The sequence below is a fragment of the Sphingomonas sp. genome (assembly GCF_045810705.1).
In the GTDB taxonomy this organism is placed as follows: Bacteria; Pseudomonadota; Alphaproteobacteria; order Sphingomonadales; family Sphingomonadaceae; genus Sphingomicrobium.
Genome location: NZ_JBJMVI010000006.1, coordinates 1 through 18,300 on the forward strand (window position 1 = coordinate 1; position 18,300 = coordinate 18,300).

General features: G+C 63.8%; 18 protein-coding genes. 11 read left to right on the forward strand and 7 right to left on the reverse strand.

Annotation, left to right across the window (positions count from 1 at the left end; all coding sequences use genetic code 11):
* The coding region (locus tag ACJ8FR_RS02965; protein WP_407827121.1) for a glutamine synthetase beta-grasp domain-containing protein at positions 1-683 on the reverse strand (683 nt) is incomplete at its 3' end.
* Between the two features lie 224 nt (positions 684-907).
* On the opposite strand from ACJ8FR_RS02965, the gene ACJ8FR_RS02970 reads away from it, so the two are divergent.
* The 5 genes from ACJ8FR_RS02970 (at position 908) to ACJ8FR_RS02990 (ending at position 5,519) form a co-directional block, all read left to right on the forward strand.
* Entirely contained in the window at positions 908-1,801 is an 894-nt protein-coding gene (locus ACJ8FR_RS02970; RefSeq protein WP_407827122.1) for a TSUP family transporter, read from the forward strand.
* A 138-nt stretch (positions 1,802-1,939) separates the two neighbouring features.
* Positions 1,940-2,521, forward strand: a complete 582-nt coding sequence (gene petA, locus ACJ8FR_RS02975; protein WP_407827123.1) for a ubiquinol-cytochrome c reductase iron-sulfur subunit — start codon at positions 1,940-1,942, stop codon at positions 2,519-2,521.
* Positions 2,522-2,534: 13 nt separating this feature from the next.
* Positions 2,535-3,857 (forward strand): cytochrome bc complex cytochrome b subunit, encoded by a 1,323-nt coding sequence (locus ACJ8FR_RS02980; RefSeq protein WP_407827124.1) that lies wholly within the window; start codon positions 2,535-2,537, stop codon positions 3,855-3,857.
* 16 nt (positions 3,858-3,873) lie between these two features.
* Positions 3,874-4,800: a cytochrome c1 gene (locus ACJ8FR_RS02985; RefSeq protein WP_407827125.1), complete on the forward strand. Its 927-nt coding sequence runs from the start codon at positions 3,874-3,876 to the stop codon at positions 4,798-4,800.
* Between the two features lie 83 nt (positions 4,801-4,883).
* Positions 4,884-5,519: a hypothetical protein gene (locus tag ACJ8FR_RS02990; RefSeq protein ID WP_407827126.1), complete on the forward strand. Its 636-nt coding sequence runs from the start codon at positions 4,884-4,886 to the stop codon at positions 5,517-5,519.
* Here ACJ8FR_RS02990 and ACJ8FR_RS02995 read toward each other — a convergent pair.
* A complete protein-coding gene (locus tag ACJ8FR_RS02995) occupies positions 5,516-5,980 on the reverse strand; it encodes a MaoC family dehydratase (protein WP_407827127.1) in 465 nt (154 codons plus the stop codon). The two genes, ACJ8FR_RS02990 and ACJ8FR_RS02995, sit on opposite strands and share 4 nt — an antisense overlap.
* 104 nt (positions 5,981-6,084) lie before the next feature.
* Between ACJ8FR_RS02995 and ACJ8FR_RS03000 the strand changes: the two genes are divergently transcribed.
* From ACJ8FR_RS03000 to ACJ8FR_RS03015, 4 genes are all read left to right on the forward strand, one after another.
* Positions 6,085-7,629, forward strand: a complete 1,545-nt coding sequence (locus tag ACJ8FR_RS03000) for a sulfotransferase (RefSeq protein WP_407827138.1) — start codon at positions 6,085-6,087, stop codon at positions 7,627-7,629.
* Positions 7,630-7,720: 91 nt separating this feature from the next.
* Positions 7,721-10,327 (forward strand): TonB-dependent receptor, encoded by a 2,607-nt coding sequence (locus ACJ8FR_RS03005; RefSeq protein WP_407827128.1) that lies wholly within the window; start codon positions 7,721-7,723, stop codon positions 10,325-10,327.
* A 21-nt stretch (positions 10,328-10,348) separates the two neighbouring features.
* On the forward strand, positions 10,349-11,014 hold the full coding sequence (locus ACJ8FR_RS03010; protein ID WP_407827129.1) for a phosphatase PAP2 family protein: 666 nt from the start codon (positions 10,349-10,351) through the stop codon (positions 11,012-11,014).
* 28 nt (positions 11,015-11,042) lie between these two features.
* Positions 11,043-11,231, forward strand: coding sequence for a hypothetical protein (locus tag ACJ8FR_RS03015; RefSeq protein ID WP_407827130.1), 189 nt, complete (start codon positions 11,043-11,045; stop codon positions 11,229-11,231).
* A gap of 13 nt (positions 11,232-11,244) precedes the next feature.
* On the opposite strand, the gene ychF is transcribed toward ACJ8FR_RS03015, so the two are convergent.
* Together ychF and ACJ8FR_RS03025 are read right to left on the reverse strand one after the other, a co-directional pair.
* Complete coding sequence (ychF, locus tag ACJ8FR_RS03020) at positions 11,245-12,345, reverse strand: redox-regulated ATPase YchF (protein WP_407827131.1); 1,101 nt, start codon at positions 12,343-12,345, stop codon at positions 11,245-11,247.
* Positions 12,345-12,995, reverse strand: coding sequence for a glutathione S-transferase family protein (locus ACJ8FR_RS03025; protein WP_407827132.1), 651 nt, complete (start codon positions 12,993-12,995; stop codon positions 12,345-12,347). The genes ychF and ACJ8FR_RS03025 overlap by 1 nt, the downstream gene beginning before the upstream one ends.
* Positions 12,996-13,122: 127 nt before the next feature.
* Here ACJ8FR_RS03025 and ACJ8FR_RS03030 point away from each other — a divergent pair, with 127 nt between their 5' ends.
* Complete coding sequence (locus tag ACJ8FR_RS03030) at positions 13,123-14,241, forward strand: pyridoxal phosphate-dependent aminotransferase (RefSeq protein WP_407827133.1); 1,119 nt, start codon at positions 13,123-13,125, stop codon at positions 14,239-14,241.
* Between the two features lie 4 nt (positions 14,242-14,245).
* Here the strand turns inward: ACJ8FR_RS03030 and ACJ8FR_RS03035 are convergent, their stop codons facing one another.
* Complete coding sequence (locus ACJ8FR_RS03035; protein WP_407827134.1) at positions 14,246-14,818, reverse strand: TIGR02466 family protein; 573 nt, start codon at positions 14,816-14,818, stop codon at positions 14,246-14,248.
* Between the two features lie 173 nt (positions 14,819-14,991).
* On the opposite strand from ACJ8FR_RS03035, the gene ACJ8FR_RS03040 reads away from it, so the two are divergent.
* A complete protein-coding gene (locus ACJ8FR_RS03040) occupies positions 14,992-16,890 on the forward strand; it encodes a TonB-dependent receptor domain-containing protein (RefSeq protein ID WP_407827135.1) in 1,899 nt (632 codons plus the stop codon).
* On the opposite strand, the gene pth is transcribed toward ACJ8FR_RS03040, so the two are convergent.
* Together pth and ACJ8FR_RS03050 are read right to left on the reverse strand one after the other, a co-directional pair.
* The gene (pth, locus tag ACJ8FR_RS03045; protein WP_407827136.1) at positions 16,887-17,471 is read right to left on the reverse strand and encodes an aminoacyl-tRNA hydrolase; all 585 of its coding nucleotides are present in this window, start codon (positions 17,469-17,471) and stop codon (positions 16,887-16,889) included. The two genes, ACJ8FR_RS03040 and pth, sit on opposite strands and share 4 nt — an antisense overlap.
* A 91-nt stretch (positions 17,472-17,562) precedes the next feature.
* Positions 17,563-18,234 carry a 50S ribosomal protein L25/general stress protein Ctc gene (locus tag ACJ8FR_RS03050; protein ID WP_407827137.1) on the reverse strand — a complete coding sequence of 224 codons (672 nt, stop codon included), beginning with the start codon at positions 18,232-18,234 and terminating at the stop codon, positions 17,563-17,565.
* Positions 18,235-18,300: the final 66 nt, after the last annotated feature.

Genomic DNA, 18,300 nt, shown 5'->3' on the forward strand with positions numbered 1-18,300 from the left:
CCGTAGGTGAGGCCGAGCTCGTGCTGCGAGGCGGCGACCTCGTGATGGTGCTTGTCCATCGGCAGGCCCATCTCGATCATCGTCGCGACCATCTCGCCGCGGATGTCCATCGCGCTGTCGACCGGCGCGACCGGGAAATAGCCGCCCTTGGCGCGCGGGCGGTGGGCGAGGTTGCCGCCTTCATATTCGCGCATGGTGTTGGTGGGCAGCTCGATGTCGTCGATCTTGAAGCCACTGGCGTTGTAGCCGTCCTCGAAGCGGACGTCGTCGAACATGAAGAACTCGGCTTCGGGGCCGACGAACACGGTGTCGCCGATGCCCGTCTGCTTGAGATAGGCCTCGGCGCGCGTCGCGGTGGAACGCGGGTCACGGCCGTAGAGCTCGCCGGTCGACGGCTCGACGATATTGCAGAAGAGGACCAGCATCGGCGTTGCGCTGAACGGGTCGACGTAAACCGCGTCCAAATCCGGCTTCAGGATCATGTCGGATTCGTTGATCGCCTTCCATCCGGCGATCGAGCTGCCGTCGAACATGAAGCCGTCGGTCAGCATGTCCTCGTCGATGACACCCGACGCCATGGTCAAATGCTGCCACTTGCCCTTGGGATCGGTGAAACGGAGGTCGACCCAGTTGATCTCCTCATCCTTGATCCGCGACAGGATGGTGGCCGGGTTGTTCGCCATGATGGTTGCCCTTGCTCTTCTTTCTTTTCGTCATTCCCGCGGAAGCGGGAACCTAGCTTTGAGCTCGCCAACACGCCGACTGGTCCCCGCTTTCGCGGGGATGACGTGAGAAGTGATTCGAGCTTGGGAATGTGAAATTGCCGAGCCTGCTCGCCGAGTCAGGAGGGCGGCGAATATTTCACCGCCGTGCTTGCGTCGCCGCCGCCCGACTGTGAAGGTGCGCCATGCTGATCGCCCTCCTGGTTCCGCTGTCCCTGGCGATCCTGCTGTTCAGCACCATTCTTGTCCGGTCGGCTGCCAAGCAGCGCGCACGTCCGAACCTTGAAGCCGTGTTTGTCGGTGCGGTCGTCAGCTTCTTCGACACGCTCGGGATCGGCTCGTTCGCCCCGACCGCCGCCTGGCTCAAGTTCCGCAAGCTGGTGCCCGACCGTCTGATCCCGCAGACCATGCTCGTCGGCCTGACCCCGCCGGCGATGGCCGAATCGATCATCTTCCTCGTGCTTCTCGGCGTTCTCGTCGACCCGGTGCTGCTCGTCGGTTGCGTGCTTGCTCTGCTCATGGGCGGCATGGTCGGCGTGCCGCTGGTCACGCGCGCCCGGGTGTGGATCGTCCAGTTGGTGGTCGCGATTGCCCTTATCCTCGCGGCCGTCGCTTATGCGATGACCAACCTTCACCTGTTCCCCGGCGGCGGCACGGCGAGCAGCTTGCCGCTGACCCTGCTGATCGTCGCGATTGTCGCAAACTTCGCCTTCGGCGTCCTGGTCAATTTCGGCGTCGGCAATTTCGCGCCGAGCCTGGTGATGTTCGGGCTGATGGGCCTCGACCCGCGCTACGCCTTCCCGATCATGGCCGGCGGGGCCGCGCTGATGGGTGCTGCGGCAAGCACGCGCCACGTCCAGATCGGGCAGATCGACCTTCGGATCGTGCTCGGGCTGGCGATCGGCGGAATCCCTGCCGTCCTGGTCGCCGCCTTCATCGTGAAGACCATGCCTCTCGAGATCTTGCGCTGGCTGGTCTGCGTCGTCGTGCTCTACGCTGCCGCGGTGATGCTTCACGCGGCATTCCTCGGCCGGCGTGAGCACGATGCCGAGACCGCCACCGCACCCATCCTCGACTGACCTTGGCGAGGGGCTTCTCAGCCCCTTGTCCGCCCCCTGTCGCCTCGCTATCAGGCCCGCCAATCGCCCCGGCCGACCGGCCGGAGCGGCGTCAATGGATGCCGGTCCCGGCATAAACGAAAAAGCGTCTCAAGAGGTATGATGGCCACCAAGGCACAATCGGCTGAGGGTCCCGCAACGACAGGTCATGCAGAAGGCGACGGCGTGCGCCGCCGCGACTTCCTCAATGTCGCCGCGGTCAGCTTCGCCGGCGTCGGGACGGTCGCCGCGCTGGCGCCGCTGATCGTGCAGATGGCGCCGTCGGCCGACGTGCTGGCGATGGCCACTACCGAGGTCGACATCTCGAAGGTCCAGCCGGGGCAGGGCATCAAGACGCAGTGGCGCAAGCAGCCGGTGTTCGTCCGCAACCTGATGCCCAGGGAAATCGCCGAGGCCAATGCGGTTCCGCTGTCCGAGCTGCGCGACCCGGAAACGCTCGCCCAGCGCACCAAGCCCGGTCATGCCAACTGGCTGATCACGCTTGGCGTCTGCACCCATCTCGGCTGCGTTCCGCTGGGCATCGGTGAGGGAGAGAACCGCGGGCCCTACGGCGGCTATTTCTGCCCGTGCCACGGGTCGATGTACGACACGGCTGCGCGCATCCGACAGGGGCCGGCGCCCAGGAACCTGTTTGTGCCGGACTACACGTTCACAACGCCGACGACCGTGACGATCGGCTGAGGGACCTCAAGAGATGAGCTTTTCCTGGGCCAAGCCCTACGAACCCAAGCACCCGGTGATGCGCTGGCTCGATGAGCGCCTGCCGCTTCCGCGGCTCATCTATGGTGCAACCGGCGGCGGCTATCCGGTACCGCGGAACCTCAACTATTTCTGGAACTTCGGCTCAATCGCCGGCCTGTTCCTCACGATTCAAATCGTTACCGGCATCGTTCTCGCGATGCATTATTTCGCGACGACCGAGGGCGCGTTCAATTCGGTCAACGGCCTCATCATGCGCGACGTCAATGCCGGCTGGTTGCTGCGCTACGCGCATATGAACGGCGCGAGCTTCTTCTTCATCGCCGTCTACATCCATATCTTCCGCGGCCTTTATTACGGCTCGTATAAGGCGCCGCGCGAGCTGGTCTGGATGTTGGGCCTCGTCATCTACCTGTTGATGATGGCGACCGCGTTCATGGGTTACGTCCTGCCGTGGGGCCAGATGAGCTATTGGGGCGCGCAGGTCATCACTGGCTTCTTCTCCGCCTTCCCGTTGGTCGGTGAGCCGATCCGCGTGTGGCTGCTCGGCGGCTACGCTCCGGACGAGGCGGCGCTGACGCGCTTTTTCTCGCTCCACTATCTGCTGCCGTTCGTGATCGCGGCGGTGGTGATCCTCCACATCTGGGCACTGCACATCCCGGGCTCAGGCAACCCGACCGGCGTCGATGTGAAGGACGAGCGCGACACCTTGCCGTTCCACCCGTTCTACACAGCGAAGGACGGCTGGTTCGCGGCCGCCTTCCTGCTGGTCTACGCAATCGTGACCTATTTCGCGCCCAACTATCTCGGCCACCCGGACAATTACATCCCGGCCAATCCGCTCGCGACGCCGGCGGAGATCGTGCCCGAATGGTATTTCTGGCCGTTCTACGCGATCCTTCGCTCGTTCACGGTCGACTTCATCCTGCCCGCCAAGCTGTGGGGCGTGCTGGCGATGTTCACCTCGATCCTGCTGCTGTTCTTCCTGCCCTGGCTCGACCGCTCGCCGGTGCGGTCCGGCTCCTATCGGCCGGTGTTCAAGCGCTTCTTCTGGCTGCTGGTGATCGACGTCGTGATCCTCGGCTGGGCCGGCGGCGGCGCCCCGACGCCGCTGCGCAACGCGCTTGGGCAGATGAGCGCGGCTTATTACTTCCTCCACTTCCTGGTCATCCTGCCGCTGGTGTCCGCGTTCGAGACCCCGGACCCGCTGCCGAGCTCGATCTCCGACAGCGTGCTGCACGGCGAGGCGGCGGAAGCGGCGCCGGCCGGCCAAAGCAAAAAGCGCCGCGGCTCCGTCGCCACGGCCGCGGCCGAATAAGGGGGCAGGCAAGCACATGCTTCTTCGTTGGCTTCTGGGTTTCATCGGCGCCGTCTTCGCCGGCGTGTTGTTGATCTCGTTCTTCAGCAATCTCGCGACCAATTTGAGCAACCCGCCCGCACCGCTCGCATCCGAGGAGTTCCACCGCGCGCCCAAGCCGTTGCACCTCGCCTCGGACGGTCCATTCGGCAAGTACGATGCGCGCCAGCTGCAACGTGGTTTTCAGGTCTATTCGGAGGTCTGTTCGGCCTGCCATAGCCTGAACCTCGTGGCGTTCCGCGACCTCAAGGGGCTCGGCTACAACGAGGCCGAGATCAAGAAGATCGCGTCGGACTGGAAGACGCAGGTACCGTCGCTCAACCCCGACACGGGCGAGCCGGCGACGCGTAAGGCAGTCCCGTCCGACCACTTCCCGCCGCCCTTCGCCAACGAAATCGCGGCGCGGGCAGCCAACAATAATGCGCTTCCGCCCGACCTGTCGCTGATGACCAAGGCGCGCGAAGGCGGCGCCGCTTATGTCTACTCGATCCTGACCGGCTTCCAGAACCAGCCGGCGGAGCTGCTGAAGAAATTCCCTGACGCGAAGACGCCGCCGGGGCTGCACTACAACCCTTATTTCGCCAATTTGAACATCGCGATGCCGCCGCCGCTCGTCACCAACGGCCAGGTGACCTATGCCGACGGCACGCCGGCGACGGTCGATCAGATGGCCAAGGATGTCGCCGCATTCCTCGTCTGGACCGCCGAGCCGAACCTCGAGAGCCGCCATGCGGCCGGACTTGCCGTGGCCATCTTCCTGCTGGTCGCGAGCGTCCTCGGCTACCTCGCCTATCAGCAGATCTGGTATGAGGCGAAGCGCGAGGTGCGTGTCACCGGGCCGCTCGAGCCGAAGAACCAGGCGAAGAGCAAGCGCGCCAAGGCCAAGCAAGGCGTCGCCGGTTGACGATCCCCCGCCGGGAATTCATTTCCCGTTAACCTCGCCGAGCGCCACCGCGTTATGTTCCTCCGTTGTAGTGGAGACTCGACATGCGCGTTTCACGAATTCGCTTGGCCGTTCTGGCGCTGACGAGCGGTATCGTCCTCAGCGGCTGCGCTTACGACATGTACGGCAACGACCCCTATGGCTACGGTTACGGGCCGCGGAGCAGCGTCTCGATCGGCGTGGGCTACGGTGGGTACGGTGGCTATGGCGGCTATGGCGGCTACGGTGGCTATGGTGGCTATGGCGGTTACGGCGGTTACGGCGGTTACGGCGGTTACGGCGGTTACGGCGGTTACGGCGGTTACGGCGGCTACGGCTACGATCCGTTCGGCTGGTACGGCGACTATTATTATCCGGGCACCGGCACCTACGTCTACGACCGCAGCCGAACGCGCCACGTCTGGAACAATGACCAGCAACACTACTGGGGCCAGCGCCGGCAGCAGTGGCAGAACCATTCGGGCGCTACGACCGGAACTCACGAGAATTGGAGCGGCTGGGATCGGTCGCATTGGCGCGACCACAACGGCACCGCGACGAACACGGGTAGCTGGAGCCGTGGTTCCGGCAATTGGAACCGCGGCGGCGGGCAGACACGCTCGTCAGTAACGACCAGTGATCAGGACGCGCAGGAATCGCGCGGCGGTCACGGCCATCGCCACGGCGACCACGACAACTAAGCGGCTGACGCGTCCCCTGTCGGCCGGCGGCGGATCAGGACGATCGACTGGAAGGTCATGACAACGTCGCCGTTCTGGTTGGCGACAGTGGTTTCGGTGCGGAAAGAGCCCATCTCGGGACGGCTCCGCGACGGCGTTTTGTCGATGATCCTGCCGCGGACGTGCAGCGTGTCGCCGGGATAGACCGGCTTCTTCCAGCGAAGCTCGTCGATGCCCGGCGAACCGAGCCCTGCCTGCTTCTCATTGACGACCTTGCGCGCGATGACCGCCATGGTCATCGCCGCAGTGTGCCAGCCGCTTGCCGACAGCCGCCCGAAATGGGTCTTGGCAGCTTCCTCATCGGACAAGTGGAACGGCTGCGGGTCATACTTGCGCGCGAACTCCAGCACTTCGTCGCGGGTCACGTCGTACGAGCCGAATTCGGTCTCCGCGCCGACTTGCAGATCTTCGAAATAGATCATCAGGGCGGCGCATAGCGGCGCGAACCGCTTGGCGCTACGGTAGGCCGGTGGCGACACAATCTCCCAGCGGCAGAGGCTGGCACCCGCGTCTGATCGAGGCGGCGATGGCCCTCAACGAGAACCGGCTCGACGTCGCCGAGCGCATCCTGAAGCCGCATCTCAAGGAAGATCCGTTCGACGCGGCCGCGATCCGAATGCTCGCCGAGCTTGCCGCGCGGATCGGTCGCTGGCGCGATGCCGAGAACCTGCTCCGGCGCGCTGTCGACCTGGCGCCCGGGTGGACCGCCGCCAAGGCCAATCTGGCGATGGTGCTTGGCCGGACCGGACGTCCCGCCGAAGCAATGGCGTTGCTCGACGACGTTGTTGGCGAGGAACCCGATTGGGCCGGCCATTGGAACCTCAAGGCGGCGACCCTGGGGCGTCTCGGTGATTTCGAAGAGGCGATTGGCCTCTACGAGAGCGTTCTCGAAAGGGGCCCAAACCAGCCGCGCGTATGGCTAAGCTACGGGCATATGCTGAAGACGATCGGGCGCCAGGCGGACGGCATCGCCGCTTACCGGCGAGCGATCGAAATGCAGCCGACGCTGGGCGAGGCCTGGTGGAGCCTCGCCAATCTCAAGACCGTCAAGTTCGACGAGGACGACCTTGCGGCAATGCGCGAGGCGCTTCGGGCGTCGCACCTGAGCGACGGCGATCGCCTTCACATCGACTTCGCCTTGGGAAAGGCGCTCCACGATGCCGGCCGCGCCGACGAGGCGTTCGCCCATTATGCACGCGCCAATGCGCTGCGACCGAAGGCCGCCCCCTATGACGCTTCCCGGATTTCGGGAACGGTCGACCGCTGTATCGCCGACTTCACCAGCGACGCCTTTGCCGAAAGATCGGGCGGCTGCGAGGCACCCGACCCGATCTTCATCGTCGGCATGCCGCGGGCCGGGTCGACCCTGATCGAGCAGATCCTGTCGTCGCATAGTCTTGTCGAAGGCACGGCGGAGCTGCCCGACATGCCGGCCCTGGCCCGCAAATCGGGCTCCTATCCGGGCAACATTCTTCAGTTCTCGGCCGACGAGCGCCGGGCGCTCGGCGAGGAATATCTGAAGCGCGCGGGCGTTCAGCGTCGCACCGACCGCCCGTTCTTTATCGACAAGTTGCCCAACAACTGGCTGTTCGTGCCCTTCATCCAGCTGGTCCTGCCCAACGCCAGGATCATCGACGCTCGCCGTCATCCGCTCGGCTGCTGCTTCTCCAACTTCCGCCAGCATTTCGCGCGCGGACAGGACTTCACGTACGACCTTGCCGACGTCGGGCGCTATTACGCGGATTACGTCCGGCTGATGGCGCATATCGACGCCGTGCTCCCGGGCCGGGTCCATCGCGTCATTTACGAGCGGATGGTCGACGATACGGAGGGCGAGATCCGGCGCCTGCTCGACTATTGCGGGCTCGAGTTCGAACCCGCCTGTCTGGAATTCTACAACACGGACCGCGCAGTTCGGACCCCAAGCTCGGAGCAGGTACGCCGCCCCATCTATCGCGACGCGACCGAGGAGTGGCGCGCCTATGAGCCGCACCTTCAGCCACTCGAGGAGGCACTCGGCCCGGTGCTCGATGCGTATCCCGACGCGCCTGCGGCGTTCCCGCAACGGTAGAAAACAATCAGGGCCGAGACCTGACGCGGTTGTTGACAAGCCGTCACGCCTCTGTCGCAATGCCGACAGAAGGCTGAATGGGGGCATTCGAATGGCCAATTTTCGTGCGCTGAATCTCGGGCTTCTCGCGTCGACCGCGCTTGCAAGTCCGGCGCTTGCCCAGCCCGGGCAATCGCCGGCGCCCGGGACGAACGCGACCGACGTCACCGCTCCGCCGCCGAAGGTGCAAAACGCGCAGGACGGGAGCGTCCCCGACCAGACCGAGATCGTGATCACCGCCACCAAGCGCGAGGAACGCCTTCAGAACGTCCCGCAAAGCGTCATCGCGATTGGCACGAGGCGGCTCGATCAGCTCAATATCTCGAACTTCGAAGAATATACCAAGCAGCTGCCTTCGGTCAGCTACAACTTCGCCCAATCGGGCGGTACCGTCGTTTACATGCGCGGCGTCGCGACAGGCGGCGACGGCAACCACTCGGGCGCATTGCCGTCGGTCGGCGTCTATCTCGACGAGCAGCCGGTGACGACGATCGGCGGAGCGCTCGACGTCCATATTTACGACATTGCGCGGATCGAGAGCCTCGCGGGTCCGCAGGGCACGCTTTACGGGGCGTCGAGCGAGGCCGGCACGATCCGGATCATCACCAACAAGCCCGACCTCAACGCGACCTACGGGCGGGTCGACGGCGAGCTCAACACGGTGGATCACGGCGGGGTCGGCGGAAAGCTCGAGGGCATGATCAACGTGCCCCTGGCAAGCCGCATCGCGTTCCGCGGCGTGGCTTTCTATCAAAAGGACGCCGGGTACATCGATAACGTGCCCGGGACGCGGACCTATTGCGGCACTCCGGTGCTAGGGCCCAACCCTGATCCGCCTCCGGCCCAAATTATCGTCGGCTGCATTCACAACGGCATTTCGGTCAATAATTCGGCCTTCGTTCGAAACGACATCAACACGGTCAAGAACTATGGCGGGCGCGCGGCGCTCAAGATCGATCTCGACGACAACTGGACCGTCACTCCGACGATCATGCACCAATATTACAAGCAGGATGGATTCTTCGCGTTCGATCCTTCGCTTGGAGACCTCAAGGAGCAGCGCTTCCGCAACGAGTATCGCAAGCAAAGCTTCACGCAGGCGGCCCTGACGGTCGAGGGCAAGATCTGGAATTTCGATCTGACCTACGCCGGCGCGTACCTGAATCACCCGACCTATTCCCTGGGCGACTATACCGACTACACCGACGCCTACGATTATATCTATGAAGGCTCCGGCGGAATCGCCACCTACCAGAACTATGTCGACGCCGCCGGCCGGACGATCGATCCGCGACAGTACATCGTCGGCAGCGAGCACTTCAGGAAAATGAGCCAGGAACTGCGGCTCGCGACGCCGAAGGAGTGGCGGCTGCGGGCCATCGTCGGCGCATTCTATCAACGCCAGACGAACCACATCTATCAGAATTATTTGGTCGACAACCTGGGTCCGCAAGTCTCGGTGAACGGCTGGCCCGGAACGATCTGGCTGACGCTCCAGGATCGCAAGGACAAGGATTATGCGCTGTTCGGGGAGGCGGAGTTCGACATCACCCCGAAGATCACGCTGATTGCCGGCGGGCGCTACTACAAGTTCGACAATACGCTCATCGGCTTCAATGGGATGGGTCAGGTCAACCCGGTCGGCACGACGCTTGGCTATAACCGCTGCCTTACGACAAGCGGCGCGGAGCTTCGCGACCCGAACGATAACAATCCGCTAATCACCGGCGGTGTTCCCGGCACGCCGTGCACCAATGTCGGCACGGTCGTGAACGGGCAACTCGAGCCCAAGCGCAGCGAGGGCACCGGCTTCATCCATCGCCTTAGCGCCCGGTGGAAGCCGACCAAGGACCTGATGTTCTACGCGACCTGGTCGCGCGGCTTCAGGCCCGGCGGAATCAATCGCCAGCCAACGGCTCCGGCCTATTCGCCGGACTATCTCTACAACCTCGAAGCCGGCTGGAAGACCTCGTTCGGACCGCTAATCTGGAACGGCGCGATCTATCACCAGATCTGGAAAGGATTTCAGTTCGCCTTCCTCGGGCCCAACAGCCTGACCGTGATCCAGAACGGGCGCGATGCGAGGATCAACGGTCTCGAAACCGACCTGTCATACGTTGCGGGCGGGTTGTCATTGAACGCGGCGGCTTCGTACACGGACGCGAAGACCAAAGGAGCGATCTGCCATATCAGCTTCGATACCGCAGCCGACTGTTCCACGTTCTTCCCCGACCTGAGTACACCTAACCCCACCGACGGCGATCAGGACTTCATCGTCACGCCTTCCGGCACCCGCCTGCCGGTCACGCCCAAGTTCAAGGGCACGGCCACGGCCCGTTACAGCTGGCGGATGGGCTCGGGCAAAGCGCATGTCCAAGGTAGCGTTGCCTACCAAGGACCGGCCGGCGTCGACGTCAGGCAAAACATTGGCGGAGGCTTCAACCCGAACGACGTTTTTGGACGGGTTCGGTCATCAACCCTCGTCGACCTGTTCGCCGGCTACGATTGGCGCGATTACAGCCTTGAGCTGTTCACCACGAACGTGTTTGACGAGCGCAATGAGCTCGCCCGCTTCACCGCTTGCGGTGCTTGTAGTCGACTTCACATCATTCCGGGTCGGCCGCGGACAATCGGAGTTCGGGTAGGGGCGAAATTCTAGGCCGAACCGTCCGTCCATTCGATGGTTGAGCGCGGCATGAACCGTCAACCGCCGCCGCGGCGTGTGCAATTGCGCTTCATCGCCGCGATTCTGCTGTTGGCCGGCATCTGGCTGGCGATGCTTGTTGCTGGGGGCGGAGCAACCGACCGCGCTATCTACGAGGCGCTCTACGCCGGGCATCGCCCTGTGATGATCGCAATCGCGCGTGCGCTGACCGAATTAGGCGAGCCTACCATGCTGATCGGCGCTTCCGCGCTATCTGCGCTGTGGCTGTGGTACGCGGGGAGGGGCCGGCTGGGCCTGGCGCTGCTCGCGATCACGCTGACCGGCCGCGGGCTCGGCGAAGTGCAGAAATATTGGATCGCGCGCGTCCGCCCCGATCTTGAGCCGCATCTGGTCGTGGTCAAGACGAGCAGCTTTCCCAGTGGGCACGCGACCAGTTCGATGGTCTTTTATCTGACGCTGGCGCTGGTGTTGACCGCGCACAGCCGGTGGCGCTTCGCTGCAGCGGGCAGCGCCATCCTCCTGTCGCTTCTGATCGGCACGAGCAGGGTGATGCTGGGCGTTCACTGGCCGAGCGATGTGATCGGCGGCTGGGCTTTTGGAATGCTCTGGGTCATGCTGACTCTTCGCGCAGCCGAGGGGCTTTTGCGGACGGATTCCGCAATGGAAAAAACTACGCTATGATCCGAAACGGGTAAAAGGGGAGGATAAGATGACGAAACCGTTCACAATGATTGCCGCGGCTTTGTTTGCGATTGCGATGCTGCTTCACATCTATCGGCTGTTCACTCACTTCCAGATCACGGCCGGGAGTCACGAAATCCCGCAATCGGCCAGCTACGTTGCGATCGTCGTCGCCGCGATCATGACCTGGGGACTTTACCAGGAAAGCAAGCGCTGAAGCTTGCGACCATCTAGACGTTGAAGCGAAACAGCATCACGTCGCCGTCCTGGACGACATAGTCCTTGCCCTCCGACCGCAGCTTGCCGGCGTCGCGCGCGCGGGCTTCGCCGCCGAGCTTGACGAAATCGTCGTATGCGATCGTCTCGGCGCGGATGAAGCCGCGCTCGAAGTCGGTGTGGATCTCGCCCGCGGCTTCAGGCGCCTTGGCGCCCTTGTGCACCGTCCACGCCCGGGCCTCTTTCGGTCCGGCGGTGTAAAAGGTGATGAGACCGAGAAGCTCGTAGGCCGCATGGATCATGCGGTTGAGCCCGGTCTCGTGGAGGCCGAGGTCAGCCAGGAACAGATCGCGCTCCTCTGACGGCAGAGTGGCGATTTCGGCCTCGATCGCCGCCGAAATGACGACGGCCTTGGCGCCTTCCGCTTTGGCCTTGGCGAATACGCGTTCCGACAGCGGATTACCCTCGGCCGCGTCGGCTTCGTGGACATTGCACACATAAAGAACCGGCTTGGCGGTGAGTAGCTGCGCGCGCTGGAGCGCCTTGTGTTCCTCGAGGTCCTTCGGAACGACGAGCCGCGCAGGCTTGGACGCTCGTAGCAACTCCAGCGCCTGGCCGAGCACGGACGCTTCGACCTTCGCCTCCTTGTCCCCCTGCTGCGCCTTCTTGACGAGGTTGGGAACGCGGCGCTCGAGGCTGTCGAGGTCGGCGAGCATGAGCTCGGTTTCGACCGTCTCGGCGTCCGCGACGGGATCGACGCGGCCCTCGACGTGGGTAACGTCGCCGCCCTCGAAACAGCGCAGCACGTGAACGATCGCATCCACTTCGCGGATGTTGGCGAGGAACTGGTTGCCGAGCCCTTCGCCCATCGATGCACCGCGGACCAGCCCGGCGATGTCGACGAACTCGATCTGGGTTTCGATTTCCTGGGCCGAGCTGGCGATTTCCCGGATCTTGTCGAGGCGCGGATCGGGGACGGCGACGCGGCCCACGTTCGGTTCGATCGTGCAGAACGGATAATTGGCCGCTTGCGCTGCGGCCGTCTCGGTCAAAGCATTGAAAAGCGTCGATTTGCCGACGTTCGGCAGGCCGACGATGCCGCAGCGGAAGCCCATCAGCCGACCTCCGCCAAATCGATCCAGTCGTCCAGACCCTCGTCCGCGTGCACTTCGCGCAAGCACGCCCGTTGCTTCATTCGCTTCAAGTAGCGCTCCAGTCCGGGCCAGCGTTCTGCGGGCTTGGGCATGTTGCGCGACCAGCGCGCCAGCATGGTCGCGAGAATGTCGACCGTGCTGAATTCGTCGCCCAGGAAATAGCCGCGGCCGTCGGACAGCCGCGCGTCGAGATGGTCGAAGGCGGCTTCGATCCGAGCCCGCGCATTTTCCTTGATCGCCGCGGCCCGCTCGGGAGTACCGAAGTCCTGCGGGTAGAACCAGGCGCGGAAAGCCGGCATCAGTGCATTGGCCAAATAGACCATTAGCTCAAGATACTCCGGCCGGTCGGATGATCCGGGGACAGGAGCCAGTCCCGCCTCGGCGTGGCGCTCTGCGAGGAGCATCAGAAGCGCCGCAGTCTCGGTGCACGGCTGCCCATCAACAATCAGAGTCGGCACTTGGCCGAGCGGGTTGATCCCGAGGTATTCGGCCGATTTCTGCGCCCGCGTCTGGAAGTCGACATGCTCGAGTTCGAATGGCGCACCGATCTCGATCAACGTCCAGTGAACCGCGAAGCTCGCGGCGCCTGGGGAAAAATAGAGCCTGTACATGGCGCGCCGTTACCGTCTGCTCCAGCGGAGCGCCAGTCGCGGATCGGCGAGGGTGGAAACATTGAAGGTGACCCGTGCCGGCGAGTAGGGATGGTTGACGCGACTGTCGTAAGCAAGGGGGACGTCAATGACTATTGCGCTTTCAAGACGGTCGTTGCTGGGCGCAGCCTCGGCGGGAACGGCCGCCGCACTTGCGGGTGTGCCATCAATCGCCGCGCAGAAAGCGCCGCCGCTGTTCGGGCCGGCGTCAGGCACCGCTTGGCTGACGTACAATGAGAACCCTTATGGCCCGTCGCCCAAAGCGATGGCCGCGATGGCCGACGCGGCGAGCAAGGGCTGCTATTATGCGGACGAGGCGACTGAGCGGCTGCGGCGAATGATCGCCGAGCGTTTCGGCGTCACTCCCGGGCAAGTCGTTATCGGCAACGGCTCGACCGAAGTGCTGAGCGCGGCGGCGCTCGACTGGGGCCGGCGCGGGCCGATCGTCTGTCCGGAGTTGTTCTTCGACGAGCCGCTTCAGGTTGCCGAGCGCCACGGCGCGCGCCTGATCCGCGTGCCGCTGAGGCCCGACATGAGCGTCGACCTCGATGCGATGGCGGCGGCTGCCGCCGCAAACAAGGCGGCGATGATTTATCTGTGCAACCCGAACAACCCGACCGCGATGCTCATCGAACCCGATGTATTGCGCGCGTTCGCGCTGCGGCTTCCGGCGGGAACCACGCTGCTCGTGGACGAGGCCTATAACGAGCTTACCGACCGTCCGCAGGCGAACTCGATGCTCGACCTGGTCAAGAGCGGCCGCGACGTGATTGTCAGCCGGACGTTCTCGAAGATCTACGGGCTTGCGGGCTTGCGCATCGGTTATGTCCTGACGACGCCGGAGAATGCGCAGCGGATTGACGGCAACATCATGACCATCGATCTCGGCACGAGCGCCCTGGCTGCGGCGATCGCGTCGCTGAACGACGAGGCTTTCATGGCCTTCTCGAAGAATCGGATCCTCGAGGGCCGGGGGATGATCCTGGAAGCTGCGCGCAAAGCGGGAGCCGACGTGCTGCCGAGCCAGGCGAACTTCGTGTTCGTGCGGGTGCCGGACGCCAATGCCGTCAGGGCGCGCATGGCCGAGCGCGGGATCATCATCCGCGGCGCCTATGGGAAATGGAAGAATTGGTCGCGGGTCAGCACGGGCAAGATCGAGGACGTTCGCCGCTACGCCGCTGCTCTGCCCGCCACGCTGGGGACCTGACGCGTCAGACGAAATTGAAGCTGACGCTCAACCGGTCCCCGCCGGCCGTCCCGCGAAGCACCTCGTGGCGAAGCCAGCTTTCCCACATCAGCAGCAGGCCGGGGCGGGTTTGGATAGTGACGAAAGTTTCGGGACGTTGCGGAGCGGCCATCATCAGCGGCAGGCGGGGGTCCTCGAAACGGATCGCGCCGGCGCCGTTGGGCGCCTCGACGTAGAACGTGCCGGAAATGATGCTGTGCGGGTGGATGTGCCCACTGTGCTGCCCACTGGATTTCAACAGATTGACCCACAGGCTGTCGAGTTTGGGTTTGCGTGCGAGTTCGAACGCGCATTCGGCGGCGAAGTCGGCCGCGTGTCGGGTCAAGAGCTTCGCCAAACGTCCGACGGTCGGATCGCGCAGCGGCAAATCGTTGAGTGAGGCATAGCTCGTGTAGCCGGGATAGTGGTGCGCTTTCGACCAACTGCGCCCGGCCTCGTCGTCGCGCGCCAGGCTGCGGATCGAATGGGCGATCTCGTTCAGCAGCGTCGGGTCGCCGATCTCGGCCTCGTAGAGCTTGGTAACGAACAGGCTGCGCACCACCCGTATGTGTCCTCCAACCGTTCGCAGATCAATCGAACCGCGACCGCTCCTTGCAGAATGCGGGTTTGACAAGGGCTCGGCCGCACTCGACCGCGTGAACACCGGGGCGTTCGGAAACAGGGGACTGAGCGATGAGGTCGCGGCCGTGCATGTCAACCGGGGTGCTGGCCGTGGCTGCAGCGTGCCTTTCCGGCCCCGCCGCCGCCCAATCCCGCTCTTCAGACAACGCCATCACTCAGGCCGAGGACGCCTTCGGCTTCAGCGTCGGGCGAGAGACCCTCGGAATCTACAATGCTGGAAACGCTCGCGGTTTTTCGCCGACGTCCGCGGGCAATTTGCGTATTGACGGACTCTATTATGATCAGGCCGGCTTTGCCGCTTCGCTCGTCAGCCCCCTGGTCAATTCCACCAGCATCAAGGTCGGCCTTTCGGCCCAGGGCTATCCATTTGCGGCGCCGAGCGGGATCGTCGACATAGGCCTTCGGAAGCCCGGCGACAAAGCGGCGGCCTCGATCGTCATTAATGGCGACAGCTTTGGCAGCGCCGGGGTCGAAGTCGACGGTTCATTGCCGATCAGCTCGACGCTGGGGCTCGCATATGGTGTCGTGCTCAGCCGGGTCGCCTTTCCGGACGGCACCGACAATCTCAACCACAGCCAGAGCCTGCTGCTTCGCTGGCGGCCCGCGAAGGGTATCGAGATCATCCCCTTCTGGTCGCTCTACAACGATTACAACGACGAAGCCGGCGTGTTTTACAGCCCCTCGGGCGAATTCCTGCCGCCGCTCGCCAAGCCGCATCGTTTTGAAGGCGCGCGATGGTCCGATTTCCGGTTCACGGCCACAAATCAGGGCGTCCTCGGCAATTTCACTCTGGCCTCGGACACGGTGCTGAGGGTCGGGGCATTTCGAAGCGTTCAGGATCAGAAAAGCTCGTTCACGAATATTCTCGCGAACGAGCTTCCGGATGGGACGGGCGAGCGCATCGTCATCGCCGATCCGCCCACCAAGAACAGATCGGTCAGCGGCGAAGTCAGGCTTACGCACAGCATCGTGGACGGGCCACGCCTGCACGTCATTCATCTCAGCCTTCGTGAGCGCGACGCCCATCGCCAGTTCGGCGGCTCAGCTGTGCTCGATTACGGTCCGGGGCGGATCGGCCAAATCCTCGACGTTCCCAAGCCGACCTCGTTCGATTTCGGCGAAGTCAGCCGACAGCATCTCACCCAGACAACCTATGGCATGGCCTATGACGGACGGTGGAGGAATGTCGGGGAAATCAGCTTCAGCATTTCGAAGGCACACTTCCGAAAAACGACCGCTATTCCGGGTGATGGCCTTGCGGTCGCGCGATTCAGCCCCTGGCTCTACAACGGAACTGCGGCGGTAAACGTTACAAAGACGGTGACGATCTACGCCGGCTACGCCCGTGGACTCGAGGAAAGCGGGCTTGCGCCGCCGAACGCAGCCAATCGCAACTCGCCATTGCCGACGATCATCACCACCCAGAAGGATGCCGGCGCCCGGATCGTCCTGGGCAGCGTTAAGCTCGTTGGGGGTCTGTTCGATCTTACCCGGCCCTACTTCGGTTTCGATTCCTCGAACGTCTTCAGGCAAGTCGGGACGGTGGAAAGCCGCGGCGCCGAGTTTTCGATCTCCGGCAACGTAACACCGCAGCTGAGCGTCGTCGCCGGCGGAGTGTTCATTGACGGTAAGGTCGCACGCGATGCGGGTGTTCCGGGTGTGATCGGTTCAAAGCCAGTCGGTCTCTCGCCGCATCAGCTCAGTCTCAACGCCAACTGGAAGACTCCTCTCAAAGGACTGGAGCTCGATACGACCGTCATCAACCGCGCCCGGGCTCCGGGCACGACCGACAATTTGGTCATTATCCCAGCTAAGTGGCGCTGGGACGTCGGCGGCCATTATCATTTCAAACTCGCGGGACACGACGCGACGTTTCGGCTTCAGCTTTTCAATATCACCGGCAGCACCGGCTATAATGTGCAGGGATCGGGCTTTTACGGACAGAATCCGAGCCGTTTCGTGCAAGGCTTCCTTAGCGTCGACTTTTAACCGTCGTCCTGCTGCAGTCTGAGCGCGACCTCGCTCATGAACCGGGCGTCGTCGCCGTCGGCGAGCCATTCCGCCTCGGCGGCGATCGCGGCCAGGACATCGCTCAAAGGCTCCATCTCAGACTTGGCGTAATTGCCGAGAACGTGCGGCGTGACGAGGTCCTTGCGGCCAGGACCCGGGTGTCCGATGCCGATGCGCAGGCGGCGGAAGTCGGGGCCTAGCGCCGCATCGATCGAGCGCAAGCCGTTATGGCCCGCGGTGCCGCCGCCCTTCTTCACCTTCACCTTGAACGGCGCGAGGTCGAGCTCGTCGTGGAAGACGGTCAGGTCGTCCATGTCGAGCTTGTAGAAATGCATTGCCTGCTGAACCGCGTCGCCGCTGTCGTTCATGAACGTCTGCGGCTTCAGCAGCAGGATCCGGTGGCGGCCGATGCGGCCCTCGGCGACGAGGCTCCGGAACTTCTTCGACCAGGGTGCAAAGTCATGCACCTCGGCGATGATGTCCGCGGCCATGAATCCAACGTTGTGTCGATGGAGCGCATATTGAGCGCCCAGATTGCCGAGGCCGACCCAGAGTTGCATCCTGCGCACCTAGCGTGACATGCGCGCAAAAAGAAACCGCCCGCCGGTGAGGGCGGGCGGCTCTGCACTTTCCGGTGACGGTGAAGAAGGCTTACTCGCCCGCTTGCTCGCCTTCGCCTTCCGCAGCTTCGCCTTCCTCGCCCTCGACGGTTGGGACGGCGTCGGCCGCGGCGGCTTCTTCTTCCTCGGCCTTCATCGCCGACGGCGCGACGATCGTGGCGACGGTGAAGTCCTCGTCCGCGTTCGCCGGGATGACGCCCTCGGGCAGCTTGACCTGGCTGATGTGGACCGAGTCACCGATCTCCAGCCCTTCGAGCGAGATATGGATCTCGTTCGGGATCTGGGCCGCGTCGCACACCAGCTCGAGCTCGTGCTGGACGACGTTCAGGACGCCGCCGCGCTTGAGGCCCGGCGAATCTTCCTCATTGTCGAACCGCACCGGCACGTTGACGTGCACCTTAGTGTGCTCGCCGATGCGCAGGAAATCGACATGGATGGGCCGGCTGCTGACCGGGTGGAAGTCGACCGCCTTCGGCAGCGTCCGGTGCGGCTGGCCTTCGAAATCGATCATCACGACCGAGTTCATGAAGTGGCCGGTCGACATCATCTTGGCGAGGAGCTTCTCCTCGACATGGATCGAGAGAGGCTCTTTCTTCTCGCCGTAGACCACGGCGGGGACCCGGCCTTCGCGGCGCAGTGCACGGGAGGCTCCCTTGCCAGCCCGGTCGCGCGCCTCGGCGGGCAGCGTCAGCTGTTCGCTCATTTGGCTATGCTCCGTTTCTTGAATGACCCGCCACGCCTCCAGGGATGACCATGGCCGGGAGCGCGC